General features: G+C 39.5%; 22 protein-coding genes, 4 tRNA genes, 1 pseudogene and 1 riboswitch. Of the genes and pseudogenes, 4 read left to right on the top strand and 23 right to left on the bottom strand.

The features are described 5' to 3' along the window. The 19 genes from tuf to MKL35_RS17495 form a co-directional block, all read right to left on the bottom strand. Positions 1-1,191: an elongation factor Tu gene (tuf, locus tag MKL35_RS17585; RefSeq protein ID WP_002157016.1), complete on the bottom strand. Its 1,191-nt coding sequence runs from the start codon at positions 1,189-1,191 to the stop codon at positions 1-3. 159 nt (positions 1,192-1,350) lie between these two features. Beyond that, a tRNA-Thr gene (locus MKL35_RS17580) sits at positions 1,351-1,425 on the bottom strand. Between the two features lie 13 nt (positions 1,426-1,438). Continuing rightward, positions 1,439-1,514, bottom strand: a tRNA-Gly gene (locus tag MKL35_RS17575). A gap of 36 nt (positions 1,515-1,550) precedes the next feature. Then, positions 1,551-1,634 (bottom strand) — tRNA-Tyr (locus tag MKL35_RS17570). 56 nt (positions 1,635-1,690) lie between these two features. Beyond that, positions 1,691-1,766 (bottom strand) — tRNA-Thr (locus MKL35_RS17565). Positions 1,767-1,864: 98 nt separating this feature from the next. Further along, the gene (gene trpE / locus MKL35_RS17560; protein ID WP_002053173.1) at positions 1,865-3,358 is read right to left on the bottom strand and encodes an anthranilate synthase component I; all 1,494 of its coding nucleotides are present in this window, start codon (positions 3,356-3,358) and stop codon (positions 1,865-1,867) included. Positions 3,359-3,466: 108 nt separating this feature from the next. Next, the gene (locus MKL35_RS17555; RefSeq protein WP_004883601.1) at positions 3,467-4,135 is read right to left on the bottom strand and encodes a phosphoglycolate phosphatase; all 669 of its coding nucleotides are present in this window, start codon (positions 4,133-4,135) and stop codon (positions 3,467-3,469) included. A 65-nt stretch (positions 4,136-4,200) separates the two neighbouring features. Beyond that, positions 4,201-4,830 (bottom strand): FHA domain-containing protein, encoded by a 630-nt coding sequence (locus MKL35_RS17550; protein WP_032011627.1) that lies wholly within the window; start codon positions 4,828-4,830, stop codon positions 4,201-4,203. Positions 4,831-4,870: 40 nt separating this feature from the next. Continuing rightward, entirely contained in the window at positions 4,871-7,147 is a 2,277-nt protein-coding gene (gene gspD, locus MKL35_RS17545) for a type II secretion system secretin GspD (protein WP_004710891.1), read from the bottom strand. Positions 7,148-7,188: 41 nt separating this feature from the next. After that, the gene (locus MKL35_RS17540) at positions 7,189-8,028 is read right to left on the bottom strand and encodes a type II secretion system protein N (protein ID WP_004710893.1); all 840 of its coding nucleotides are present in this window, start codon (positions 8,026-8,028) and stop codon (positions 7,189-7,191) included. After that, positions 8,028-8,771: a type II secretion system protein N gene (gspN, locus tag MKL35_RS17535; protein WP_032011628.1), complete on the bottom strand. Its 744-nt coding sequence runs from the start codon at positions 8,769-8,771 to the stop codon at positions 8,028-8,030. The genes MKL35_RS17540 and gspN overlap by 1 nt, the downstream gene beginning before the upstream one ends. 331 nt (positions 8,772-9,102) lie before the next feature. After that, positions 9,103-9,429 (bottom strand): H-NS histone family protein, encoded by a 327-nt coding sequence (locus MKL35_RS17530; protein WP_002053185.1) that lies wholly within the window; start codon positions 9,427-9,429, stop codon positions 9,103-9,105. A 194-nt stretch (positions 9,430-9,623) separates the two neighbouring features. Continuing rightward, positions 9,624-10,064, bottom strand: coding sequence for an acyl-CoA thioesterase (locus MKL35_RS17525; RefSeq protein WP_004710900.1), 441 nt, complete (start codon positions 10,062-10,064; stop codon positions 9,624-9,626). A gap of 7 nt (positions 10,065-10,071) precedes the next feature. After that, positions 10,072-11,265: a hypothetical protein gene (locus MKL35_RS17520; protein ID WP_004710901.1), complete on the bottom strand. Its 1,194-nt coding sequence runs from the start codon at positions 11,263-11,265 to the stop codon at positions 10,072-10,074. Positions 11,266-11,274: 9 nt separating this feature from the next. Further along, positions 11,275-12,114: a hypothetical protein gene (locus MKL35_RS17515; protein ID WP_209796463.1), complete on the bottom strand. Its 840-nt coding sequence runs from the start codon at positions 12,112-12,114 to the stop codon at positions 11,275-11,277. 8 nt (positions 12,115-12,122) lie between these two features. After that, positions 12,123-12,890 carry a uroporphyrinogen-III synthase gene (locus MKL35_RS17510; protein ID WP_032011630.1) on the bottom strand — a complete coding sequence of 256 codons (768 nt, stop codon included), beginning with the start codon at positions 12,888-12,890 and terminating at the stop codon, positions 12,123-12,125. 4 nt (positions 12,891-12,894) lie between these two features. After that, complete coding sequence (hemC, locus tag MKL35_RS17505) at positions 12,895-13,812, bottom strand: hydroxymethylbilane synthase (RefSeq protein ID WP_199983357.1); 918 nt, start codon at positions 13,810-13,812, stop codon at positions 12,895-12,897. 99 nt (positions 13,813-13,911) lie between these two features. Next, positions 13,912-14,652 (bottom strand): LytR/AlgR family response regulator transcription factor, encoded by a 741-nt coding sequence (locus tag MKL35_RS17500; RefSeq protein ID WP_032011631.1) that lies wholly within the window; start codon positions 14,650-14,652, stop codon positions 13,912-13,914. Positions 14,653-14,712: 60 nt separating this feature from the next. After that, entirely contained in the window at positions 14,713-15,852 is a 1,140-nt protein-coding gene (locus tag MKL35_RS17495; RefSeq protein ID WP_031956184.1) for a sensor histidine kinase, read from the bottom strand. Between MKL35_RS17495 and argH the strand changes: the two genes are divergently transcribed. Both argH and MKL35_RS17485 read left to right on the top strand, forming a co-directional pair. Further along, positions 15,843-17,276 (top strand): argininosuccinate lyase, encoded by a 1,434-nt coding sequence (argH, locus tag MKL35_RS17490; RefSeq protein ID WP_209796462.1) that lies wholly within the window; start codon positions 15,843-15,845, stop codon positions 17,274-17,276. The two genes, MKL35_RS17495 and argH, sit on opposite strands and share 10 nt — an antisense overlap. Positions 17,277-17,285: 9 nt before the next feature. Further along, positions 17,286-17,555, top strand: a complete 270-nt coding sequence (locus MKL35_RS17485; RefSeq protein WP_002053140.1) for an oxidative damage protection protein — start codon at positions 17,286-17,288, stop codon at positions 17,553-17,555. 315 nt (positions 17,556-17,870) lie between these two features. Here the strand turns inward: MKL35_RS17485 and phoU are convergent, their stop codons facing one another. The 4 genes from phoU to MKL35_RS17465 form a co-directional block, all read right to left on the bottom strand. Next, entirely contained in the window at positions 17,871-18,593 is a 723-nt protein-coding gene (gene phoU / locus MKL35_RS17480; protein ID WP_000075183.1) for a phosphate signaling complex protein PhoU, read from the bottom strand. Positions 18,594-18,700: 107 nt separating this feature from the next. Then, positions 18,701-20,032: a TolC family outer membrane protein gene (locus MKL35_RS17475; RefSeq protein WP_016803687.1), complete on the bottom strand. Its 1,332-nt coding sequence runs from the start codon at positions 20,030-20,032 to the stop codon at positions 18,701-18,703. A gap of 94 nt (positions 20,033-20,126) precedes the next feature. Beyond that, the gene (locus MKL35_RS17470; RefSeq protein WP_032011633.1) at positions 20,127-21,032 is read right to left on the bottom strand and encodes a DMT family transporter; all 906 of its coding nucleotides are present in this window, start codon (positions 21,030-21,032) and stop codon (positions 20,127-20,129) included. After that, complete coding sequence (locus MKL35_RS17465; protein WP_004710920.1) at positions 21,025-21,606, bottom strand: TetR/AcrR family transcriptional regulator; 582 nt, start codon at positions 21,604-21,606, stop codon at positions 21,025-21,027. The genes MKL35_RS17470 and MKL35_RS17465 overlap by 8 nt, the downstream gene beginning before the upstream one ends. A 110-nt stretch (positions 21,607-21,716) precedes the next feature. Between MKL35_RS17465 and MKL35_RS17460 the strand changes: the two are divergent. Then, positions 21,717-22,799, top strand: a pseudogene (locus tag MKL35_RS17460) (hypothetical protein). A 34-nt stretch (positions 22,800-22,833) separates the two neighbouring features. Further along, positions 22,834-22,968: riboswitch (TPP riboswitch) on the top strand. A 90-nt stretch (positions 22,969-23,058) separates the two neighbouring features. Next, complete coding sequence (thiC, locus tag MKL35_RS17455; RefSeq protein ID WP_032011634.1) at positions 23,059-24,936, top strand: phosphomethylpyrimidine synthase ThiC; 1,878 nt, start codon at positions 23,059-23,061, stop codon at positions 24,934-24,936. Positions 24,937-24,976: the final 40 nt, after the last annotated feature.

Here is a 24,976-nt window from a genome sequence, read left to right as displayed (position 1 = left end):
TTATGCAGTTACTTTCGCAACAACACCAGCACCTACAGTACGACCACCTTCACGGATCGCAAAACGTAGACCTGGGTCCATTGCGATTGGGTGGATTAATTCTACTGACATTTCAACGTTGTCACCTGGCATTACCATTTCAACGCCTTCTTTCAACTGGATCGCACCAGTTACGTCAGTTGTACGGAAGTAGAACTGTGGACGGTAACCATTTAAGAATGGAGTGTGACGACCACCTTCTTCTTTAGAAAGTACGTATACTTCTGCGTCGAATTTAGTGTGCGGCTTGATTGTACCTGGTTTAGCAAGTACTTGACCACGTTGTACGTCTTCACGCTTAGTACCACGAAGTAATACACCACAGTTCTCGCCTGCACGGCCTTCGTCAAGAAGTTTACGGAACATTTCTACGCCAGTTACAGTTGTTTTAACTGTATCTTTAATACCAACGATCTCTACTTCTTCACCAACTTTAACGATACCAGATTCTACACGGCCTGTTACTACTGTACCACGACCAGAAATTGAGAATACGTCTTCGATTGGCATTAAGAATGCTTTGTCGATAGCACGTTCTGGTTCTGGGATGTAAGAGTCAAGAGCTGCTACAAGAGCAAGAACTGATTCTTCACCGTAAGGACCTGCTTCACCGTTAAGAGCAGCAAGAGCTGAACCACGGATTACTGGAGTGTCATCACCTGGGAAGTCGTAAGTAGAAAGAAGTTCACGAACTTCCATTTCTACTAATTCAAGTAATTCTTCGTCGTCAACAAGGTCGCATTTGTTTAAGAATACGATGATGTAAGGTACACCAACCTGACGAGAAAGAAGGATGTGTTCACGAGTTTGTGGCATTGGACCGTCAGTCGCAGCACATACAAGGATCGCGCCGTCCATCTGAGCAGCACCAGTGATCATGTTTTTAACGTAATCGGCGTGGCCCGGGCAGTCAACGTGTGCGTAGTGACGAATTGGAGAATCGTATTCTACGTGTGAAGTATTAATTGTAATACCACGTGCTTTTTCTTCAGGTGCTGAGTCGATTTGCGAGTAATCTTTCGCTTCACCGCCGTAAGTTTTTGCACAAATAGTTGCAATCGCAGCAGTTAAAGTTGTTTTACCATGGTCAACGTGACCGATTGTACCCACGTTTACGTGTGGTTTATTACGTTCAAACTTGGCTTTAGCCATGATGATCTTCCTCGTTTACGTCGAACCAACTACAAATGGCGCTGAACTAACTCAGCTTATCGACATATCGCCTAAAAAACAGACACCCAATACTTGAAAAGCAGACTATATAGCCTGCTTTCTGAAAACTTTGTGGAAATCCACTCAAACTTTAATATCTGGAGCTCTTATCGAGATTTGAACTCGAGACCTCTCCCTTACCAAGGGAGTGCTCTACCACTGAGCTATAAGAGCGACTATCCTTCGATGGAGCGGGAGACGAGGATCGAACTCGCGACATGCAGCTTGGAAGGCTGCCGCTCTACCAACTGAGCTACTCCCGCAACGTTGGTAATAACCACTTCATTCGAAGTTTAGGATGGTGGTGAGAGAAGGATTCGAACCTTCGAAGCTTTCGCAACAGAGTTACAGTCTGCCCCCTTTGGCCGCTCGGGAATCTCACCAATATCGCACTTATCTACAGTGCTGTTCTTTACTCATTCAACTTAACACTTTAAAATGGTGCCGGCACACGGATTCGAACTGTGGACCTACTGATTACAAGTCAGTTGCTCTACCAACTGAGCTATGCCGGCGTTTCTTAGTGTTTCGTACGTTTCGTATCGGAACGGTGTGCAGTTTAGCAAAACTTCCAAACGATGCAAGCGGTTTTTTTAAAAAAACCGCTAAAAACTCATAAAATCAATCCGTTTGATGATAATTCAACCGCTTTGATCACTGCGCGAGCTTTTATTTGGGTTTCATTCCACTCAGATTCTGGATTTGAGTCAGCAACAAGCCCTGCTCCAGCTTGCACATACACTTTTTTATCACGGATAACACAAGTACGGATTGCAATCGACATATCCATTTCACCATGCCAACCTAAATATCCCACTGCTCCACCAAAGACACCTCGTTTTACGGGCTCTACTTCATCAATAATTTCCATTGCGCGTATTTTTGGGGCACCGGATAAGGTTCCTGCCGGGAAGGTTGCCTTAAATACATCAAGTGCATCGATATCATCACGCACTTCACCTTGCACATTTGAAACAATATGCATGACATGTGAATAGCGCTCAATTACCATTTGATCCGTTACTTGGACCTTACCAATTTTTGATACACGCCCTACATCATTTCGACCAAGGTCAATCAGCATCAAATGTTCAGCAATCTCTTTTTCGTCAGAAAGCAAATCTTTTTCTAGTGCAATATCTTCTTCTTTAGTTTTACCGCGTGGTCTGGTTCCCGCTAACGGCCGAACCGTAGCAATACCATTTTCTAAACGAGATAAAATTTCTGGCGAAGAACCTACTATATGAAATGGTTTTTTATCAGTAATCGTTTGGCCTTGAACTAAAAATAGATAAGGTGAAGGATTTAGATGACGTAATGCACGGTAAACCTGTAAAGCTTCTCCATCAAATTCGGAAACCATGCGTTGCCCTGGAACAACCTGCATCACATCGCCAGCACGAATGTATTCTTTAACTTTTTCTACTGTCTCTAAAAATTTTGCTTTACCAGTGATCGATTCAAAATGTGGAGGTGTATGCGGCTTCGCTTGCAAACTAACTGGTGTTGCCAACAGTTGTTCTAATTGATCTAATTTTTGTTGAGCATCATTATAGGCGTTACTCTGCTCTGCATCCGCATGAACAATTAAAAATAACGTATCTTTAAGATTGTCAAAAACAATAACCGTCTTTGAAAGCATCAACCATAAATCTGGAAGCGTAATTGGATCGGCTGTAGGAACATTCTTTAAACGTGGCTCGATATAACGGACTGCGTCATAGCCCAAATAACCTACTAATCCGCCTGTAAAGCTTGGTAAATCTGGTAATAGATCGGCTGGGGGTACTTTAAATTGTTTTTGGAATTCACGAATGTATTGAAATGGATCTAGACAATCTTGTTGTGTGATTGATCCATCAGCATGCTGTATAGATAAAACACCAGCATTGCAGGAAAAAACTGTTGATTCACCCAATCCAATCATAGAATAGCGAGCCCAGTTCTCTCCACCTTCAACTGATTCAAACAAGTAAGCTTGTGTTTGATCTTTAAAGCGGGCAAAAACCGATAATGGAGTTTCAGTATCTGCTAATCGTTGACGATAGACTGGGATAGTATTGTAACCAGCAGTTTTAAGTTGCTCAAATTGCGCTAATGTTGTCATGAATCTTCTCTAATATGGTTTCGATTTAAAAGTGTGTTTTTCTAGATTCGAGTTAGACACGCCATCGAAAAACCATACGCTTATTCATTCTTATCTCCATTTTCTTCATTAGACAATTAACTCAGCAAGACTATCAACAACTTGCTGAGGTTGGCAATCATAGATATTTTCTCCATGATTATAGCCATAGCTAACCACAATACAATCAATTCCGGCACGGCGGGCAGCTTCAATATCATTACTTGAGTCACCAATCATTAAAGACTGTGAAGCAGATGTTTTTAGGCTTTCCATGCAATGTAATAATGGTAGTGGATGCGGCTTTCTTTCAGGTAAACTATCTCCTCCAAGCACAACTTGAAAATAAGGAGAAAGCTCTAAGGCATCCAACAGTCCCTGAGCAAGCTTGACGGGCTTATTGGTAACACATGCCATTTTTATATTCAAAGTTTGGCAATGTTTCAAAAATTCAGGTACGCCTGGGTAAATTTGAGTATTTACACACAGCTCTGCACCATATATGTCTATAAACTTTTGCAATAAAACCTGATGTTGTTCAGCATCCAATTTTCCAAATATATGAAGCAGAACACTTTCACAAAGTTTTGAAGCCCCTTTGCCTACCCATTCCCGTATTTGTGCTTCTGTTACTAATGGCCAACTGAGTGATTGCAGACTTAAGTTCATAGACCGATATAAATCGGCAGCAGAATCAACCAAGGTTCCATCCAGATCAAATAAAATTAAATCGCGCTTACTTAGTTGTGCAACAGACATTTTCTTCTACTCAAAATTAAAAAGGCATGCGTTTAGCATGCCTTGATTGTAAAAGCACCAACGAATTATTTAAAGAATAACCATGCCAATACAGCCAAAATCACTAAAATAATAATAGTAATTAAACCAATAGATGCATTCTTTTGCTGCTCTTTTTCTTCAGCTACACGAGAAATAGGCTCTTCAATAGCAACCGGAGTTTGCTCAGGCTGAGCATGAATATTCACTCCTTCAGGAATCGGTGCAGGTTTTGGAATAGAAATATTCTGCGGCATACCATCGTGGCGAACTTCCACCTCTGCAGCACGCTCTGCAAGGCTTGGCATGCCTTGATCACTTAAATCTTGTGTTGGTGCAGCTTGTACTGGCTCTGCTTCAATTTCAGGTAAATCATTATTTTCTTGAGCAGGCGCTAGTACTGAAAATTTAAAACTTGCAAATTGAACAATATCGCCATCATGCAGCTGCTTTTCTTGCTCAATACGAATATCGTTTACAAATGTACCATTTGATGAATTAAGGTCTTGCACCCATAACAATTGGTCCTTTAAAAGCAATGCCGCATGGCGACGCGAAATTTCAGCGGCCTGTAATAGCAAATCAGCATCTTGATGACGTCCCACCAACATATCACGATCAATACTAATTTCTTGACCAGTAAATTCACCAGTAATTGCTTGCAGTTTCCAAGTCATGCCTATGTCCTATTCATTTTTTATCAATCATAACATGCTACTACGGTGCCGTGCTTGGACGCAGTGTCGTTGTTGTTACTGTATTTTTAGTTCGATTCACTTCCGGATCAGGTAACTGCAAGGTCTGTTTCTGAACAGCAGGCTCTACCGCCACAGGTGTGGTTATGGTCGTGCTTTTTCCACCTGATGGAACCTGTTGATAATTTTTGGATTGAGTTCCAATACTTGGAGGTGTCATTTTTTGATTGTAAACATCATCAACCTGCTCAGGTAATTTTGCGAAATTACCATTTTTATCCATAGCCAATTGCAAACTATAAAGCTGATTATAGCGCTGCTGAGATAAACGGCGAACATCATTCGCATCGCCTACAATTGTTGGATGAATAAAGACAAGTAGATTACGTTTTACATTACTTCTATTATCCGATCGGAATAATCGCCCAACATAAGGGATACTACTCAATCCAGGTATACCTTGTCTTGAAAGTGATGTGTCATCTGATACCAAACCACCCAGCACTACAGTCTGCCCATGTTCCGCCAAAACAGCTGTTTTAATAGCACGTTTACTTGTCACCAAGTCAGCAGCTTGCCCACGACTATCCTGAACAGCAGAGACCTCTTGCTCTACTTCCAGACGCACCGTACCGCCTTCACCAATATGTGGAATAACTTTTAATGTTACACCGACATCTTTGCGTTCCACAGTAGTATATGGATTAATACCCGTACTATTGGTAGTGACTGATCCTGTGACAAATGGAACGTTTTGACCTACAACAATATAAGCTTCTTCATTATCCATCGTCACAATGGATGGCGTTGAAAGTAAGTTTGATTTTGTATTGGTTTTGAGAGCTTGAATTAATGCACCATACGCCTTACGAGAGTTATCAAAATTACCCAATCCTAAAGTTGCACCATTACCTTTATTAGCTCCATTAGCGATAGCAGATGCAGCTCCAGCCGTACCACCCGATAAATAACCAGCAGCAATAGAAGATAAACTCGCCCCTACATTACTAAAGCTAAGTAAACCAATTCCACTAGATAAATCGCCGAGTGCCCATTGAATTCCAAGTTGATCTGCATCATCTCCAGAGACTTCAATAATTGCGGCCTCGATAAGCACTTGTTGACGACGGACGTCTAGTTGTTGAATTGCAGATTCAATTTCACGCATTAATTGGGGATCAGCTTTAACCACCAATGAGTTCTGAGCATTATCTGCAATGATACTTACACCATTTTGACTAAAGCTAGAGATATTGTTCTGATTACTATTGTTTGAATTACCATTTAGGTTGATTGATGGGGTAGATATTGAACTACCATTTGAACCCGACGTGTTTGAACTAGAATTTTGGTTATTCCCAATCAAACCATTAATCGAATTTGATGAATTAGATGAGTTCTTATTGTTGCCAGAAGAAGATACTGCTTGACCAGTGACTAGTCCTTGTAAAATTTCTGATAAATTTTTAGCACTCGCATATTTTAGTCTAAAAACTTTTAAGCCACCCAAACGATCAGCAGAAGGCACATCCAGCATTTCAATCATATGACGAATGCGCTTACGTGTTTCTGGATCACCTTTTACTAAAATACGGTTTGTTCGGTTGTCTGCAATAATACGAATACGAGCACCGCTAAAATCTTTAGATGCACCTGTTGCGCTCATTGCTTCAAGTTGTGTGATGATTTCTTCTGCTTGGCTCGACTGAAGATTGATCGCTTCAATATCGTTTTGCCCAGTCCCGTCTAAGTTACGAATAATATTTTCAAGCTGATAGATATTTGCGGCACGGTCCGAAACAATCAGTGCATTGGTCCCTGCAATCGCAGCCATATGCGCAAACTGGGGCATTAAAGGGCGAAGTGCTGGAATTAAGTCATTTGGATTAGTATTTTCAAGCCAAATCACTCGTGTAACGATTTGATCTCCACGAACCCTATTTCTAGCATCATAAGGAATTCCTGAGTTTTTAACGTTGCTATCCGGCACAAGCTTAATCGTATTACCAGAAGGAATTGCAACAACCCCATTTACATTTAAAACCCCAAGAAATAGGTCATAAACTTCATCTTTATTTAATGGCTTATTAGAAATGACCGTGACATTACCACGTACTCTTGGATCTACAGCGAAGTTCTTTCCTGTAATGTCTGCAACTTCATTAATAAAGGCAGTTAAGTCAGCATCACGTAAATTGATCTTCCATGTTTGGGCATAGGCACTGCTACTCACTGTCGCAATCAATGGGGCTGCTGCAAGTAATGCCCAAAGTGGACGTTGATGATTCAATAAAGCCATAACTCGCGATATTTCCTAACTCTTATGGTGACGTGTTATCACTAAAAATTTTGTTGTATGGTCATCACTTGATCACCACGTTTTATTTCTATTTTTACTTGTCCTGCTCGACGAGCTTGTTCAAGTAATTGCACATCCGTTTGCCCTTGCCCAACCGTTTGACCATTCAAAGAGACAATTCGATCGCCAGGCCTTAAACCTAACTTATTTCTAAGCGCAGTCGGTGTACGTTCTGTAACTTCATAACCTTCACTTGAGTTGCCACTGACCCCCATATCTTTGAGGTACTGCTCTCGGTTACCTTGCATCTGCTGAATCGCTTGCCCTAGGGCTTGTTGAGTCGTATTTACAGGTGCCGCAGGTTGAGAAGGTGTAGTAGGTTGTTGTTGTGAAGCATCTGGCGTCATCGGTTGATATAACCCATTTGGCAAACCTTTAAACTCAAGTTCTCGGGTACTGCCATTTCCTTGACGTAACACCACATGATCCCAATAAACTTCTGCCAGTTGGTAAGAAGTAGAACCAATGGTTTCACCAACCCGATAACGCTCAGCAATATTATCAACTTTAATAACAGCCGAAGAGAAGCGGTTTGGATAACCCACCATTACGCCTTGTAATTCTAGATTCACACTTTCCTGAGCCGCATTGGCAGAAGGTTCATTAAAAAGTGAAAAAGTACTAATGTTTGGTATTTGTGGCTGCTGAGAACCGAGCTCTACCCGATCAAACTGCATCATTTGTGGAGGAGCAATCACCAACCAAAAAAATGAAGCCAATTTCCAACACAACCATAAAATTAAAATGGCTAAGACGACTACACTGAGTCGATCTAATTTTTGCCATTGTAATTGCTGTAATTTATCAAGCCATGCTTTCATTAGTTACCACCTTGTAGTAATGGTTGGCGAGAACTAATGACAAAAGTGTCTAAACCAGCTTTTCCGTCATAAGAAGGAACGTTAAGCAATAAACGCTGCGTGAGTTGAACATCAAGCATCATATTGGCATCAAGTAAAAGATTCGCCATTTTTTGATTTCGCTGATCACGGATGTCAACTTGTAGCTGTCCATTGTGGTCAGCCAACTGCCCAGTTAAAGAAGGCATGTTCATACGATCTTGACGATCACCAATATTATAAACCAGCGCTCCACCACCCCAATGTAACTGACCATCAACCGCTGCAAAGCCTTGCTCTTTTTTATAATTAAATTGGATATCTTTAAGTTGAATACTATTTACAGGCCATTGCCAGTTCACAATCTGCTTCAGTGTTTCTGGAGCAACTTGACCATTCATATTTCGTACAATTACTTTTTTGCCAAAACCATATGCCATGATTCCCGCTAATTGTGTATTACCGCTATGAATATCAACATCTGCAGCAAAGCGTAATAAAAGTAAATCTAGAGGTCTCGTTTTCCAGTGAATGGTTCCCCGTAAAGCACCACGATGCCAGTCTGCTTGCCCCTGCCAGATGTTGCCACTTACATTATGGACAGTTTGATTATTTTTTGAAAATTTAGAGATAAGCCAAGTCGCCGGAATCTGTAAAATAATAAAAATTAAAAATGCAATGAGGGCAAAAAACCACCACTTCCATTGCTTAGACTTTTTCTTCATTCAGCCTTACCAACATGCAAATTATCGTCCTTATATGAGAGTTCCTCTCTAGTCTGACATTATGCATACTTTTTCAACATCGCCAATTCACTTCATATAAAAAAACCAAGCAATCAGGCTTGGCGTCTTCTTAAAGACTATAAGTTGTACGTATGACAAAATCATGAAAATTGACGATTGATCTCACTAAATGCAAATTTAGTCTCAACAATGTATTTATTCAGGAATTTAAACACTTTATTGAATACTTTATTTTTTAAATAAAAGTTTTAATTCTTTTTAAAATAAAAAAGCCAAGCTAAATCGCTTGGCTTTTTAAGAAGCAATACAATTAGATTAAGAAATCTTCAAGTTTTGCACCCTTTTCGATTTCAGCAACTAACCAGCGTGGTTGTTTACCGCGACCAGTCCAAGTCTCTTCAGAGTTGTTTTTGTTACGGTAGCGTGGTTCTACAGATTTACGTGTTGTTTTCTTACGTTTTTGAGCACCAAACTCAAGAAGTTGTTCAACACTAAAACCTACATTTTCAGCAATCTCGATAATTTGATTATATGCATCTTCAATTGCTTGATCTTTTTTGCTTGCAATTAAAGCTTCTGCTTCTTCTTGTAAGCGTTTTAACTCTTCAACAGATAATTCACTAATATCCGGTTTCATTAATAAATACTCCAGTCTTACAGACAATTCAAATAATACAGACAAAATTTAAAAACATTAAATCATAACCAATAGTATTTATAATCTATTCAATAAGCAATAGTTTGAAAGACGAGTTCGTCAGAATAATGCTATAAATTTACTTTTTAATTACATTAATAATTATAATTGAAATATATTTTCTTAATATTTATTTAAGCTAAATGTATTAAGTCATGCCCTACTGATTTTTCTAATTCAATAATTTTACTTTTTACTTCATTTGGTATTTCACATTTTAAACCCGTAGATTTATCTACACAAACCATTACTGCTTCAGCTGTAGCAACGATTTGCTGCTGCGTTTCACTCCATAATATATAAGCCATACGGAATGCGCTATTGCGCATCTCTTCTACACGAACCCCTACTTTCAATACATCTGGATAAAACACAGGTTTTAAATATTTGCACTGACTTGAAGCAACAACAGTATATATATTTGGGGTCAATATATTTACATTTTCCATATATAAAATACGTGAGCTTTCAATATATCTATAATATTGTACATTATTGACATGACCAAAAGCATCCATATCTCCCCATGCTACTTTCTGGTCGTATATTACAGGGTAGACAGACAGTTCTTTCATTTTTACCTCATATTTTAAATTTTAAAAAATTCGCATCATTTTCAAAGATTAGGTTTAACTGTTTGATTAACTCATCATCTTCTTTTAAGGTTGATTTAATACGTAAATAGCTCATTAAAATATTATCTGGGTATAAACTTAATAATATTTCCGCTTCAGCTTGACGCTCCGTTGCCATGTAAACATGCCATTTTGCAAATGTTAAAACCGGCAAATTCATATATTGAGATTCGAATTGATTAATCTTTTCCTCAACATCTGCATAGTCAGGAACCTGCTTAAGCAATTGTTGCTGAAACCATAAGTAAAATACGTCTGGATCAAATTGCTCTTTGAGTAAATGCAAGGTTAATGCTTCATGCTGAATACTCATTTCTGGCATACGTGCCAAAAGTTTTAGCCATAGCAATTTACTACTATAAGGTCTCGTTTGAATTTCAGACTCTAAATCTAGATAGCGCTGTTGCAGTGCATGTAAATCGTCTACCGAAGCTTGATCGAATTGTTGAAGAAGCTGTTGCAACCATAAATCACGATGCTCAGCATCCAATAATCCATACTTCATTGAACGCAAATATACCCATGGTTGCTGTAAAGCAAGCTGCCCCCATAACGCGGTTAATCGTTGTTGATATGCAGTCTCGATCTCTTCAAGCCAAGGTGATAATTGATGTTGATATAGAAACTCAAGATGAGTTAATGCACGTTCAGCTTCATTTTGAGCTAGAAATATTTCAATACGCTGTAACTCGGCTAATTCAAAAGCCATTGGTGGGGATTGATCTAAAGCATCTAATGCTTTTTGATAATCTCCACTTAAAACCAAAAACTTGGCATCAATAATATTTTTTAAAAGGCCCGACTGATTAAAAACGCGTTCGATAAATACGCGTTGGTCTTCGGCAGCTTCTAATAGCCAGACAATACCTAATTGCTCATAAGGATGAAGGTTTTTAAATTGAAAAATATTTTCTCTTTTCCTCTGTTCACGCGAGGAATAACGTTTAATCCAAAGCCATATTAACTGAGCAATAAAACTCATCACAACAAAGGTAAGGACTAAGCCCCACACATTTGTTTGCAGTTGCAATTGACGCCAGTAGATATAGACGTAACCCATACCGTAGCCATAACTCAATAAAGCTAAAGCCGCAAAAAGTACTAAGCTAATGAGCAGGTAAACCCATAGGAGATGTTTCATATGTCCTCCTTATGAGCCTAATAGACCAAGAGTTGATAATTTAGGCACAGGCACGATAGATAAGTGAGCCACTTTAGCAATACGGTTTTTCAATTGTTGACTGGTGGCGTCTGGCAGTTCATTTAGTTTTTGCATTACTGATTGCAGCTCATTTTGATACTCTGCCATCTTTCCTTGATTTAGTGCCTGCTCAGCAATTAAGAGTCTTAATTGCACTTCCTTAAATACAACACTTCGATTCATTAAATTAATAGACCGCGTTTCTACTTTTTCAATACGGAACCATTTTTTCCACCAAGACACTGCCTCGGATTGATCCATTTCAAGTTTAGGTTGAGCTAATGCTTGTTGAATATTCTTATCAATAGTTTGCAGTAAGTCATCAATCAATTGATGACGCTGATTTTGAGCAATTACGTATTGCTGTATTGCCTGTTTATCCTGTTCAATCGCCTGATTTAAACTGTGTTGTAATGCCGGGGCAATTTCATATTGTGGTAAGGATTGTTGTAGCTGAGTTAAATGATCTACCGCAAAAATAAACTGTTGTTGATCTATCGCAAACTGAATTAAATCTAATTTTTGTTTAATGACTACCGTTGGCGTAATACCAGTATGAATGATTTCATGATTTGTTAAAGGTGCTGTTTGAACGTCACTACTCGACTGAGTCTGTGTTTGTCTTTTTAATGCCACCAATTGATCATTTAAATTAGCATACTGCTGCTCCGATTGCAGTAAGCTCTGCTGAAGCTCAGGAACAGTACGAGAAATTTGCCACATATCGTAACTGAGCTTAGCCAACCAAGCGATGCTCAGCAAAATGATGATAGAAACAAGTTTTCTCATACGAATCCTTATAATGCCTGAATGTGATGAATCATCCCCGAAGGCGATAAATTTTCAAGTTGAATAATGTGAAAATAGGCCTGTTGTTGATCGCGATATTTTTTTACAAGTTGAAAAAGACGTGGCCCTAAAACCAAATATACACAATCAGGTTGTACATTATTTTTTAAACAAAGCTCTAACCAATATTTCCAGCTTGCCTCACTGGTAATTAAGACAAGCCATTTTTCTAAATTATAATTTGAATTTTGTGTCAGATGTTTGAACTTTGAATATGAAACTTCTGGGCACTGTCGATAATATAAGACAAAATTCAAAATCTGAATGCCTTGCTGCTGCAAAGTTTCCATCATAAATTGACGGCCACCTTCACCTCTCCAAAAAGCCACACTACCCGTCTGTCGCATATTATGAAGAATAGGAAGATTGAGCATGCCTTCAGACGTTTCAACCTCTGGAACATGTGCTTCAACTCCATATTCATAAAGACGATGTGCCGTAGCCTGTCCAACCGCAATCCACTGAATATGTTTTAAGTCGTCTAGCTTTAAACCACTTTGCTTTAAATATTGCATCCCCACATCAACAGCAGTGGGGCTCACAACTACAATCGCTTGTGCGCCAGATAACTGCTGATAGAGTTGAGCGAGTGATTCTGAAAAAGGTTGAGCAACCAGCTCTAAAAGAGGTAAAGACTCGACCTGAAACCCCTTATTTTGCAAAGCTTGAGTTAATTCAGCCGCACGTGAATCAGGTCGAGTATTAATAAACAGCATAACGTTAGTAAAGGGCCTTTAATAAATCGCCAGCGCCTTGTTCAAGTAAGTTTCGAGCAAGGTTTTCACCTAATTGCTGAGCATTGTGTGCTTCATCTGTGAGTTCAGCACGCAGTAATGTTTGCCCATCAGGACTTCCGACGCGACCTTCAATATGAATTTTGCCGTCTTGTAAGGTTGCATAGCCCGCAATCGGTACCTGACAACCACCTTCAAGATAGGCATTAAATGCACGCTCAGCACGCACACAAACATCAGTCTCTGTATGTAAAAGAGGTTGAATTAAAGCCAATACTTCTTGGTCATCTGCACGACATTCCAAACCAAGAGCGCCCTGCCCAACCGCAGGCAAACTTACACTTGGCTCGATACAGTGACGAATGCGTTCTTCTAACCCTAAACGTTTTAAACCAGCGCTCGCCAAAATAATCGCATCGTATTGACCATCATCTAACTTACTTAGGCGAGTTCCAACATTTCCACGTAAATCAATAATTTGTAGATCTGGGCGTTGTTTTAAAATTTGTGATTTACGACGTAAGCTTGATGTACCAACTTTTGCTCCTTGCGGCAAGTCAGCAAAATTTTCAAAATGATTTGAAACGAAAGCATCTAATGGATCTTCACGTTCGCAAATGACGGCTAAAGTTAAACCTTCTGGTAATGCCATTGGAACATCTTTCATTGAATGCACAGCAAGGTCCGCACGACCATCTAAAAGTGCTGCTTCCAACTCTTTAACGAACAACCCTTTACCACCAATTTTTGCTAAAGGTGTATCTAAAATTTTATCGCCCTGCGTGACAAACTTAACCAACTCCACCGTTAAATCTGGGTGAAGCTCCTGTAAACGGGCACGAATATGTTCTGCCTGCCAAAGAGCAAGTGGGCTTTGTCGTGTAGCAATTTTCAAGGTTTTCATAAATTCAAGCATGGGCTGGTCAAACAATACACCCTAAACTTAACTTGATCCCTTAAAATTGCAAGTAAAATCTCACTGACAAAATAGGATGCTGACTCATTAAAGTTGGTGTATTCGCTCTCTAAGAGTAGATAAATGACGGCGGCTTACAGAAAGTCTTTCATCCAAGCCACGTAATCGAACCTGATACTGACCTGAACTCACAAGCTCTAAACCATCTAAATAAGCAAATGAGACCAAAGCATTTCGATGAATACGGATAAACTGATCTGCAAATTCAGTTTCAAGTTCTTTTAGCGTTTCATCAATCAAGACACTGCCATTTTTATGTCGTACCGTGACATATTTCTGATCTGCCAAAAAATAATAGATATTTTCAACAGGAATTAACTCAACACCGCGATAGGTTTTAGCAGCAATTTGATGTCTTTGGGTTTTTAAATCCTGCAAAAGCGTAGGATTAGGTAAGGCACTGAGCTGCGCTTGAGTAAGTTGAGTTAATTGCTTAAAAACCTGCTCAAGTTCTTGAGGGTCAATCGGTTTAAGAAGATAAGCTTGTGCCTGTGATTTAAATGCTTCTAGAGCATGTTGATCATAGGCTGTGCAAAATACGATAGCAGGTCGAGGATTAAGCTGACTTAATTGCTCCGCACAGACGAGACCATTCATACCCGGCATTTGGATATCAAGTAAAATCACATCCGGTTGATGAAGCCGTGCCTGTTCCAAGGCATCTTGGCCATGATGAGCTGTTGCGACAACATCATGTCCCATCTTTGAAACTAAACGTGATAGTCGTTCCACTGCAAGTGGCTCGTCATCACAAATTAGCACCTTCATTCATCCTCCTTGTCACCGTTAACTTGGTCCATTTTTTTATGGTTAACTCTGACTGACTTATTATTTTGATTGGTAGTGATAGCTCATAATAGTGGTATATAAAGTTTCACCCTTATACACCTGGAACCTAACAGAGTTCCCATAATACGCCTTCAAGCGCTGCTTAACATTTTCAAGAGCGATTCCATGCCCTTTCCGTGATTTTATTGTATCGTCTGTATAAGGGTTGGTAATGACTATACTGACCTGATTTTGCAATATTTCAACCAATACCCCAATGGTTGCTTTACCTATCATTGGTTCGACCCCATGAAAAATACTATTCTCTAACAAAGGTTGTAATGTCAATAAAGGAATCGTGACCTGCTTTAATTGCAAAGGTTCAATTTCCATTTTCCAGTCAACTTGTAAACGCTCACCTAAACGTATTTGTTCAATTATTAAATATTGTTTACTAAGCTCAATTTCTTCATACAAGCTTACCAATTTTAATTCTTGAAAACTCGCTCTAAATAAACGTGACAGACTAATCAGCATACTTTCTGCTTTATCTGGGTCTATCGTAATTAAACTCACCACATTATTTAAACTATTAAATAAAAAATGAGGATGAATGCGTGCTTGCATAGCCTGAATACGAGCATTTAATTCTGCATATTGTTGATGCAACCATTGTTCCCGAACATATAAATAGCGCAAACAAAATGCGCCAAGTAATATTCCATAACTTAAATATAATGGGACATGAGTAAAATAAATACTCCAGTCCTGTGCTGTAGCAGTCATCCTTTTCAAAATTCCGAATTGAAAAAAATTAGTTATGATGGTGGTCGCCACCACAATCGCTTGCAACAAGACAAAACCAATGACCAAAGCATATTTTTGCTGAAGCTGACTAAAAAAATTTTGAAAATATTCAACTAAAGCAAAAAAAGACAAAATCACCCAGTTAATAAAAATCATATATTGTAAAAGGCGTGTCCCACTTAATGCGTGCCAAGACTGCGCTTCCGCCAAGGCTAGAACCAATGCCAAAACATTACTTGCAATAATTAATTCTAATAAGTGTTGCCAACGATCAATTTTCGTAAAAAAATAGGAGGAATTTTGATTTCGATATGCTGTAGAAAACAACTTTGTTTGTTGAGCTTCGGCAAGTGATATACTCTTTTTTATTTTACTGAGCCACCATGACCACATCTTCAAATCCCCCTAATTCAGCAGCCCCAAACCAAACCTCAGGTATGTGGGGTGGTCGTTTTTCTGAAGCGACAGACGCTTTTGTAGCAGAATTTACTGCCTCTGTTCAGTTTGACCAACGTTTTTATAAACAAGACATCGCTGGTTCTATTGCGCATGCTACCATGCTTGCGAAAGTTGGCGTACTGACAGAAGCAGAACGAGACGACATTATTGAAGGTTTAAGCACCATTCGCGCAGAAATTGAAGCTGGAAACTTTGAATGGCGTATCGATCTTGAAGATGTTCACATGAACATTGAATCACGTTTGACTCAACGTATCGGCATTACAGGTAAAAAACTTCACACTGGCCGTAGCCGTAACGACCAAGTTGCAACTGATATCCGTCTTTATCTCCGCGACGAAATTGACGACATTTTAGGCTTATTAGAGCGTTTACAAAAAGGTTTGTTGGGCTTAGCTGCCAAAAATGTAAATACTATCATGCCTGGCTTTACACACTTACAAACAGCTCAACCGGTAACTTTCGGCCATCACTTGTTGGCATGGTTTGAAATGTTAGTTCGTGATACTGAACGTCTTCAAGACTGCCGTAAGCGTGTTAACCGTATGCCACTTGGGTCTGCGGCTCTCGCTGGTACAACTTACCCGATTGATCGTGCTTATACAGCAGAGTTACTAGGCTTTGAAGCTGTATCTGAAAACTCTCTTGATGCTGTATCTGACCGTGATTTTGCTATCGAATTTAATGCAGCAGCATCTTTAATCATGATGCATTTATCGCGTATGTCTGAAGAACTTATTCTTTGGACTTCTGCACAGTTTAAATTTGTGAATATTCCTGACCGCTTCTGTACAGGCTCATCAATCATGCCGCAGAAGAAAAACCCAGATGTTCCAGAACTCATCCGTGGTAAATCTGGCCGTGTATTTGGTGACTTAATTAGCTTACTTATACTTATGAAAGGTCAACCACTGGCGTACAACAAAGACAACCAAGAAGATAAAGAACCTTTATTTGATGCCATTGATACCGTCCGTGGTTCACTCATGGCATTTGCTGACATGATCCCTGCATTGGTTCCAAATGTTGAAATCATGCGTGAAGCTGCTCTTCGCGGATTCTCTACAGCAACTGACCTTGCTGACTACTTAGTGAAAAAAGGCGTTGCGTTCCGTGATGCGCATGAAATTGTAGGTAAAGCTGTTGCATTAGGTGTGGCTGAAGAAAAAGATCTATCTGAGTTAACACTTGAGCAATTACAACAATTCTCTGACCTAATTACAGCAGATGTATTTGATAAAGCTTTGACACTAGAAGCTTCGGTAAATGCACGTGATCATATTGGCGGAACTTCACCAAAACAGGTTGAAGCTGCGATTGCCCGTGCCCATAAACGTCTAGAACAGTTATACGCTTAAGGATACAAAATGAGTCGACAAGTATTTTGCCGTAAATACCAAAAGGAAATGGAAGGATTAGACTTCGCTCCGTTTCCTGGTGCCAAAGGCCAAGAATTTTTTGAAAATGTTTCTAAGCAAGCATGGCAAGAATGGCTACAACACCAAACTACGCTGATTAATGAAAAGCGTTTAAACGTGTTTGATCCAGAAGCGAAAAAATTCCTTGAAGAACAACGTGAGAAGTTCTTCAATAATGATGAAAGCGTTGAAAAAGCAGAAGGTTGGAAGCCAGAATAATTCGTTTTTTCTAAGCTCATCATCATTAAAAAGGCGGGTTTATATACATAGACCTGCCTTTTTTTACGTGAAACTTACACAAACATATAAAGCCTTACATAGAGCGCACAGGACTCTACATGACATGAAATAGCTGAGACTTTAATATCAATTCATAGCAAGTAAGACACGATCCCTGTCGTGTTTTCTCTTAATGCACTTGATTTTCTGTCCTGAACTTCCCCCCAAAGTTCGGGACATTTTTTTATCTATTATTTCTAAAAAATAAAAAAAGCCTTGTTTCAAACAAGGCCTTTCGATACTTCAACTCAAGTATTACTTTTCGTGAACTTTTGCTTCAATTTCTTCAATTTTAGTATGGCGAGCATCAAAACCTTTTGCCATGTAAATCACTTGTTCAGCAATGTTACGAGCATGGTCACCAATACGCTCTAAAGAACGTAAAACCCACATCACGTTAATTACACGTGCAATATGACGCGGGTCTTCAATCATATAAGTCATTAAAGTACGTGTTGCTGACTGATATTCACGGTCAATGTCGGCATCGGCTAAAAGTACACGTAATGCTTGATCAGCATCTAAACGCGCAAAAGCATCTAGGGCATCGTGAATCATGACACGTACTTGATTACCAATATGGCGGGTTTCCATGTAACCACGAGGTGATCCACCCTCTTCACATAGATTTTGCGCAATACGGGCAATTTTTGCAGCTTCATCACCAATACGCTCAAGGTCAGTATTGGCTTTGCTCATCGCAATCACCATACGCAAGTCAATCGCTGCTGGATGGCGACGCGCCAGAATCAGTGTCAGGCCTTCATCAATATCACGCTCATATTGATTGACTGCATTATCTTTAAATTGAACATCAATTGCTAAATTCGCATCTGTATCAAGCAAAGAATGAATTGCATTGGCAACCTGTTGTTCGACCAAGCCACCCATGGTCATAAACTTTGTGTTCACATCTTGCAAATCTTCATTAAATTGAGAAGAAATATGATGGCTTAACACCGGATTACTCGGACTCAAGGGAAGCCTCCAACATGATGGCGCAGGGATAAAATGATTGAGCATTAAAACACATCAATCATTAAATTTTTATGACAAAATTAAATTTCAGATAAAAGCATTTTTTATTACTGATACGTTAACCAGCTGTTTAATTCGACCAGATCTTTTTCTCCTAGCTGACCTACAGCCGCTTTTAAACGTAATACATTTAATAAATAGTCATATTGAGCATTAAGATAATCCTGTTTTGCTGAAAAAGCATTACGCTGTGCTAATAAAACATCAACCATACTTTTTAAGCCCTCGTTATAACTTGCTTTTGAGGCTTGAGAGACAAGTGAAGAAGAGTCCATTGCCGCCTTTCTTGCTTCAAGTTTTGCACGGTCGGTATCCACCTGCATAAAAGCGCTTTTCACATCAACATTGGCACGGCGAATGGCCGCATCGAGCTGGGATTGCGCTTTATTTAACTCTATAGTGGCTTTTTTAATAGAGGTTCGGGTCTGTCCTCCATTAAATAAATTCCAGTTCATCTCTACGCCAACCTGATCAAACTTTCCATCAGTCGAAATCAGTGTTTCTGGTGTTTGTTTGGTATAGCCATAACTCGCCACAGCATCTATTTGTGGATAAAGTGCAGCTTTTTCCACACGGCGTTGGTCTTCAGCATATCGCTTTTGTAAACGGGCTTGCTGAATCTTTAGATTTTGTTGTTGGGCTAAGCCAATCCAGTCATCAAGTTGAGCTGGATAAGGCTTTTGAAAAGTAAAATCACTTCGCAGTACTGCAAGCTTATCTTGATAAGGGCCAATATATTCAGAGAGCTGTTCTTGAGCTAAAAGAAGCTGAACATTAGTTGCAATACGGTTGGCTCTGGCATTTTGATACTGGGCATTTGCCTCACTTACATCGCTACGTGCCACCAAACCTTCTTTAAGCTTGGCATTCATCATATTGAGTTGTTCAAGTAAAGCCTTTTCCTCTTGTAAATATGCAGCGGTAAGTGCCTGCTGACGCAGTACATTAAAATAGGCTTCTGCCACATTTAAAACATGATCTTGTTTTTGCAGGCGTAAAGTAATTTCACTAAGAGCAACCGAGGTTTTAACCTGTTTATAACCTTCCCATGCATCCATACGAAAAAGAGGCTGACGAGCAGATAAAGTTGCTTGTTTGGTTGTTGATGTATTACTGACCAAAGCATCGGACAGTCCTTCTTGATCAACACCGGGAAAATTTGAACGCTTTACGGTTTGGCTATTACGATTAATCTTTCCAGATAATGTGACTGTAGGTAATAAAGCACCAGTTGCTAACCCTAAATTGAGCTGATCTGCTTCAAATTGTTGTTGATTCGCTTGCCATGTCGGATCATTTTGCTTTGCGCGCTCATAAGTTTCAACTAAATCTAAAGCAAAACTCGGCGATGCAAAACTCCATAAACTCGCCACAAGCATTAATTTTATTTTCATTGTCTAAATCAACGATAAAACTTGGCTTTAAGACTAAGAAAAATTTGATTTAAACTCAAGCCAGTAAAAGTTTTCATTTTTATGTATTTTCAGGCTTTGATAACATCAAAATACAAATGAAAATCAAAAACATGCCTAGCCAGCCCACCCATGATACATGTTCACCCACCAACACAATCGCAAAAATCGCAGCAACTAAAGGCTCAGATAAAGTTAACGTAGTCGCTTTGCTCGCATTTACAGTCTTTAGCCCAAAGCCGAAAAGTAAATAACCGAGGAACATAGGAATTAGCATCATATAGCCAGCCACAAGTAAATTTGTTGAGCTCTCTAATAAACCGCCCCCTGTAAGCAACAAAGTAGGAAGTAAAATAACTGCTCCGCCACCCATAATCATGCCCATTGCAGCTTTAGCAGCAATACCTCGGTCTATTAATCTTTTTGCAGCCCATGAATAAAGCGAATAAGTTGTAGCAGCAACAAGCCCCAGAAAAATACCGAAGAACTTATCCCATTCATTTGTAATATCTTGTGCTGTGTGGCTTTCACCCATAGATAATAAACTTACTCCCACAACACCAAACACAAAACTCAGGAACCATGTTTTAGATAAAACTTTACGGTCAAAGAATCGCTCTAAAACTGCTGCAATGAGTGGAGCTGAACCAATTGAAACCACAGTACCAATCGTAATTCCGGCATAATGCATAGAAGAATAAAAAGCTAAGGGATATATCCCAACTGCTGCAATGCCCAAAAGAGTAATAGGAATATTACGCCTAATAAATTGCCGGTTTTCCCGTATAGCTCGTGATGCAACCAGAGCTTGTAAAAGGCCTCCACCGCCCATCGCTACAGCACCAATTGCCAGTGGTCCAAGTGTTGGGGCAAATGCTGCCGCAGTTCCTGTTGTCCCCCACAAAACAGAGGCAACTAAAATTGCAATTATGCCACCATAACTACTATTTTTAATAAGGCTAATCATGTTGGCATTCTCGATCTAAAATATCTTCTGCCATTTGCCTCGCTAATTGAAGTTGACGGCTACTACCTTCTAGACCAGCTCTTGCCATAGAACCTTCTAAAAGAAAAGAAAGTTGTGAGGCGATATAGCTAATACGCTGTGAGTCTGGTATTAATTTTTTTAAATGCTCAGCAACAATAGCCTCAACTTGTTCTTTATGCTGCCTTACAGCATTTCGTCCTGCACTATTTGCAGGAAACTCAGCAGCAGCATTTAAAAGTCCACATCCCCTAAAACCCTTTTCATAAGCAAACTCGGCATGATCTTGATAGGCATCAAATACGGCCAAAATAGCTTCTTTAGCTGTTTTTGTTTTTTCTAAACGGTTTTGATAAAGGTCTAACCACTCTTGATGTCGTGCAGCAATGTAGGCATCAACAAGATCTCCTTTTGAAGAAAAATTATTGTAAAGCGACATCTTGGCTACATCTGCTTTAGCCGTAACCGAGTTAATGCCAGTTGCAGTAATGCCATCGTTATAAAATAGTGTTGCCGCTGCATCGAGAATTTTCTGTCTTGCTGTTTTATCATTCATGGTATTAAATTAAGTAGACCGATCTACCTAATAATAAAGATTTCTAACAGTGATGCAATCTTTTTAAGCGTTATAATTTGAGCAATATTAATTTTGATAAAAATATAAAGATGAAAAAAATTCTAATGATGAGTATGTGCAGTGCACTACTTTTAGCTGGATGTAGTAAAACATCAGAGCAAGATCAGGCTGTATCTAAAGAGCAAAAATCAACTGCACAAAAGTCCACCGAACAGCGAGACAGTAGCTGCTTACAAATTATGGCTGCTATGCAGAAAATTAATCAAAACAGTAAAATAGAAGACCTAAATCAAATTAATGAAAAACTTAAAACCTGTGTTCCCTCTTTAAAAAATAATGAGCAACTGAAGCTGATTAATGCTTCAACCGCTATGTATCAGCATTTTCTAAAACAAGAACATAATGAAAAAACAGCAAAAGCGTTTGAAGCTTTTGGATATGCCATTTTAGAACAAGAACCATTAGATGCTAAAAAAACAATGAAAACCAAGAAAAAGTTATTCGATCAGCTTGGTACTCGTGATCAATACCTGATTCAACACGAGGGCCAAGCCTATATTGAACTACTCTATCAAGGTGAGGGCATGTTTACTTATCGCCGTCAGCCGAACTATTTAGTTGATGTTTTTGCTAAAGCCCTACCCACTGACCAAAAAGAGTTTTTAACTCGCATGGCAAAAGACAATAAAGATATTTTCTATGACGATGGTGCGTTGGCTATCTCATGGAAAGATCTTAGTGAGCGTGCATTATTTTGGGAAAAATTTATTCAAAAATATCCAAAGAGTTATTTTATTAGTGATGCAAAATTATTATTTAATGAGTACCGATATTTTATTTTCTTTGGGCTAGATAATACGCCTGTATCCGATGAGTTTGCTCCAAACACATGGATTGATAAAGATGCTCTACAACAAATTCGTTTCTTATCTACACAAAAACAATCCAGCTTAGCAAAACCCGCTCAATAATTTCTGAAGTTTATTGCCACTCCTGTGGATGAGCGTAATACACAATTCAAGACAGATTTAATTGATGAAAATGGGCAAAAAAAATCAACTTACCAGATTGTGCATGAACAGCTTGAGCAATTATTAGAATTAGAGTCACCCTGGAATACCAAAAGTTATCGTGACTGCCACATGGATGCGGTTTGTATAGATACAAATTGACAATGCCAGCCAACCTAAAACATGTTAGTCTTTAAATCGCTTGACGGAGCGCGAGTAATAGCTCGCTGAGATTGTGTAAATTCCGTGTTATCGCAACACAAGTTTGATCACAAGTACCGTTGAACCTGATCAGGTTAAGACCTGCGTAGGAATCAAGCCATCTGAAAACTTAAAGCCCTCAATTTATCTAGTTCAAGATAAATCCGCCATCGTTTTTGGTCGTGCTTGATTCGTTGATGTTATTCATAAGGATCATGTGATGAACCAATTAACGAATCTCTCTTCTGCTGAAATTTCAGCACAACATGAACAAGATGCAAAAGACTTAACCCGCATCTTACCCGCTTCTAAAAAAGTTTATATTGAAGGCTCTCGCCCTGATATTCAGGTTCCAATGCGAGAAATTTCTTTAACCGATACCCCTACTGGTCTTGGCGGTGAACATAACCCTCCTGTTATGGTTTATGACACTTCAGGTGTTTATACTGACCCTACTGTTCAAATCGATTTAAACAAAGGTTTACCTTCAGTTCGCCAAAAATGGATTGAAGAGCGTAACGATACTGACGTTCTTTCTGGCCTAACTTCAAAGTTTGGTCAGGAGCGTTTAAAAGATATTCGTACTGCAGATATTCGCTTTGCACATATTCAAAACCCACGCCGCGCTAAAGCAGGCAAAAATGTCACTCAAATGCACTATGCCAAGCAAGGTATTATTACGCCTGAAATGGAATATATTGCGATTCGTGAAAATCAGCGTCAACGCGAAGCTGTGGATATGCGCCAGCACCCAGGTCAAAACTTTGGTGCGAAAAACTTAAAAGAAATTACACCTGAGTTTGTTCGCCAAGAAGTTGCCGAAGGCCGCGCTATTATTCCTGCCAACATTAACCACCCAGAACTTGAGCCAATGATTATTGGCCGTAATTTCTTGGTTAAGATCAATGCCAATATTGGTAACTCTGCGCTTGGCTCTTCAATTGATGAAGAAGTTGCGAAAATGACATGGGCAACCCGTTGGGGTGCTGACACCATTATGGACTTGTCTACAGGTAAAAACATTCATGAAACACGTGAATGGATTATTCGTAACTCACCTGTTCCAATCGGTACCGTGCCAATTTATCAAGCCCTTGAAAAAGTTGATGGTGTTGCTGAGAACCTGACTTGGGAAATCTTTAAAGACACACTTATTGAACAAGCTGAACAAGGCGTTGACTACTTCACCATTCACGCAGGTGTATTGCTTCGCTATGTGCCACTTACAGCAAACCGTTTAACGGGTATTGTGTCTCGTGGTGGTTCAATCATGGCGCAGTGGTGTCTTGCTCATCATGAAGAGAACTTCTTATACACACACTTCGACGAAATTTGTGAAATTATGAAAGCTTATGACGTGTCATTTAGCTTAGGTGATGGCTTACGTCCGGGTTGTATTCAAGATGCAAATGACGAAGCGCAGTTCAGTGAACTTAAAACATTGGGTGAGCTTACACACCGTGCATGGGAACATGATGTTCAGGTCATGATTGAAGGCCCGGGTCACGTACCAATGCACATGATTAAAGAGAACATGGACTTGCAGTTAGAGGTATGTAAAGAAGCACCATTCTATACACTTGGGCCTTTAACTACAGACATCTCTCCGGGCTATGATCACATTACTTCTGCGATTGGCGCAGCTATGATTGGCTGGTATGGCACAGCAATGCTTTGCTATGTGACACCTAAAGAACATTTAGGTTTGCCAAACAAGAAAGATGTAAAAGACGGAATTATTACCTACAAAATCGCAGCACACGCAGCCGATCTTGCCAAAGGCCATCCGGGTGCACAGGTTCGTGATAATGCCTTGTCTAAAGCACGTTTCGAATTCCGTTGGGATGATCAGTTCAACCTAAGCCTAGACCCAGATACAGCACGCAGCATGCATGACGAGACTTTACCCAAAGAAGCGCATAAATCTGCTCACTTTTGCTCAATGTGTGGTCCAAAATTCTGTTCGATGAAAATCACCCAGAATGTACGTGACTATGCCAACAATCTCACCAATAGCGATTCAGAGGTTGAAGAAGGCCTCAAAGCAATGAAAGAGGTTTACCAAGAGCAAGGACAAAAACTGTATCATAAAGTGTAAATATTCAAAAAAAACACTTGCCTAGCCATGATTCTCGGTT

Origin of the sequence: Acinetobacter sp. AOR41_HL, assembly GCF_027854645.1 — a bacterium.
Classification (GTDB): domain Bacteria; phylum Pseudomonadota; class Gammaproteobacteria; order Pseudomonadales; family Moraxellaceae; genus Acinetobacter; species Acinetobacter nosocomialis.
Note: the sequence above shows the minus strand (reverse complement) of the source record. Positions and strands in the feature narration are given on the sequence as shown.

Bases quoted from the DNA above. Each gene is read 5' to 3' on its own strand.
- MKL35_RS17525 (WP_004710900.1), bottom strand. From the start codon at position 10,064: ATGAAAGAACTGTCTGTCTACCCTGTAATATACGACCAGAAAGTAGCA.
- MKL35_RS17470 (WP_032011633.1), bottom strand. From the start codon at position 21,032: ATGATTAGCCTTATTAAAAATAGTAGTTATGGTGGCATAATTGCAATT.
- gspD (WP_004710891.1), bottom strand. From the start codon at position 7,147: ATGGCTTTATTGAATCATCAACGTCCACTTTGGGCATTACTTGCAGCA.
- MKL35_RS17520 (WP_004710901.1), bottom strand. From the start codon at position 11,265: ATGAAACATCTCCTATGGGTTTACCTGCTCATTAGCTTAGTACTTTTT.
- MKL35_RS17485 (WP_002053140.1), top strand. From the start codon at position 17,286: ATGAGTCGACAAGTATTTTGCCGTAAATACCAAAAGGAAATGGAAGGA.
- MKL35_RS17475 (WP_016803687.1), bottom strand. From the start codon at position 20,032: ATGCTTGTGGCGAGTTTATGGAGTTTTGCATCGCCGAGTTTTGCTTTA.
- trpE (WP_002053173.1), bottom strand. From the start codon at position 3,358: ATGACAACATTAGCGCAATTTGAGCAACTTAAAACTGCTGGTTACAAT.
- MKL35_RS17530 (WP_002053185.1), bottom strand. From the start codon at position 9,429: ATGAAACCGGATATTAGTGAATTATCTGTTGAAGAGTTAAAACGCTTA.
- hemC (WP_199983357.1), bottom strand. From the start codon at position 13,812: ATGAAAACCTTGAAAATTGCTACACGACAAAGCCCACTTGCTCTTTGG.
- MKL35_RS17540 (WP_004710893.1), bottom strand. From the start codon at position 8,028: ATGAAAGCATGGCTTGATAAATTACAGCAATTACAATGGCAAAAATTA.
- MKL35_RS17510 (WP_032011630.1), bottom strand. From the start codon at position 12,890: ATGCTGTTTATTAATACTCGACCTGATTCACGTGCGGCTGAATTAACT.
- MKL35_RS17515 (WP_209796463.1), bottom strand. From the start codon at position 12,114: ATGAGAAAACTTGTTTCTATCATCATTTTGCTGAGCATCGCTTGGTTG.
- MKL35_RS17500 (WP_032011631.1), bottom strand. From the start codon at position 14,652: ATGAAGGTGCTAATTTGTGATGACGAGCCACTTGCAGTGGAACGACTA.
- MKL35_RS17555 (WP_004883601.1), bottom strand. From the start codon at position 4,135: ATGTCTGTTGCACAACTAAGTAAGCGCGATTTAATTTTATTTGATCTG.
- tuf (WP_002157016.1), bottom strand. From the start codon at position 1,191: ATGGCTAAAGCCAAGTTTGAACGTAATAAACCACACGTAAACGTGGGT.
- MKL35_RS17495 (WP_031956184.1), bottom strand. From the start codon at position 15,852: ATGTGGTCATGGTGGCTCAGTAAAATAAAAAAGAGTATATCACTTGCC.
- thiC (WP_032011634.1), top strand. From the start codon at position 23,059: ATGAACCAATTAACGAATCTCTCTTCTGCTGAAATTTCAGCACAACAT.
- argH (WP_209796462.1), top strand. From the start codon at position 15,843: ATGACCACATCTTCAAATCCCCCTAATTCAGCAGCCCCAAACCAAACC.
- MKL35_RS17550 (WP_032011627.1), bottom strand. From the start codon at position 4,830: ATGACTTGGAAACTGCAAGCAATTACTGGTGAATTTACTGGTCAAGAA.
- gspN (WP_032011628.1), bottom strand. From the start codon at position 8,771: ATGAAGAAAAAGTCTAAGCAATGGAAGTGGTGGTTTTTTGCCCTCATT.
- MKL35_RS17465 (WP_004710920.1), bottom strand. From the start codon at position 21,606: ATGAATGATAAAACAGCAAGACAGAAAATTCTCGATGCAGCGGCAACA.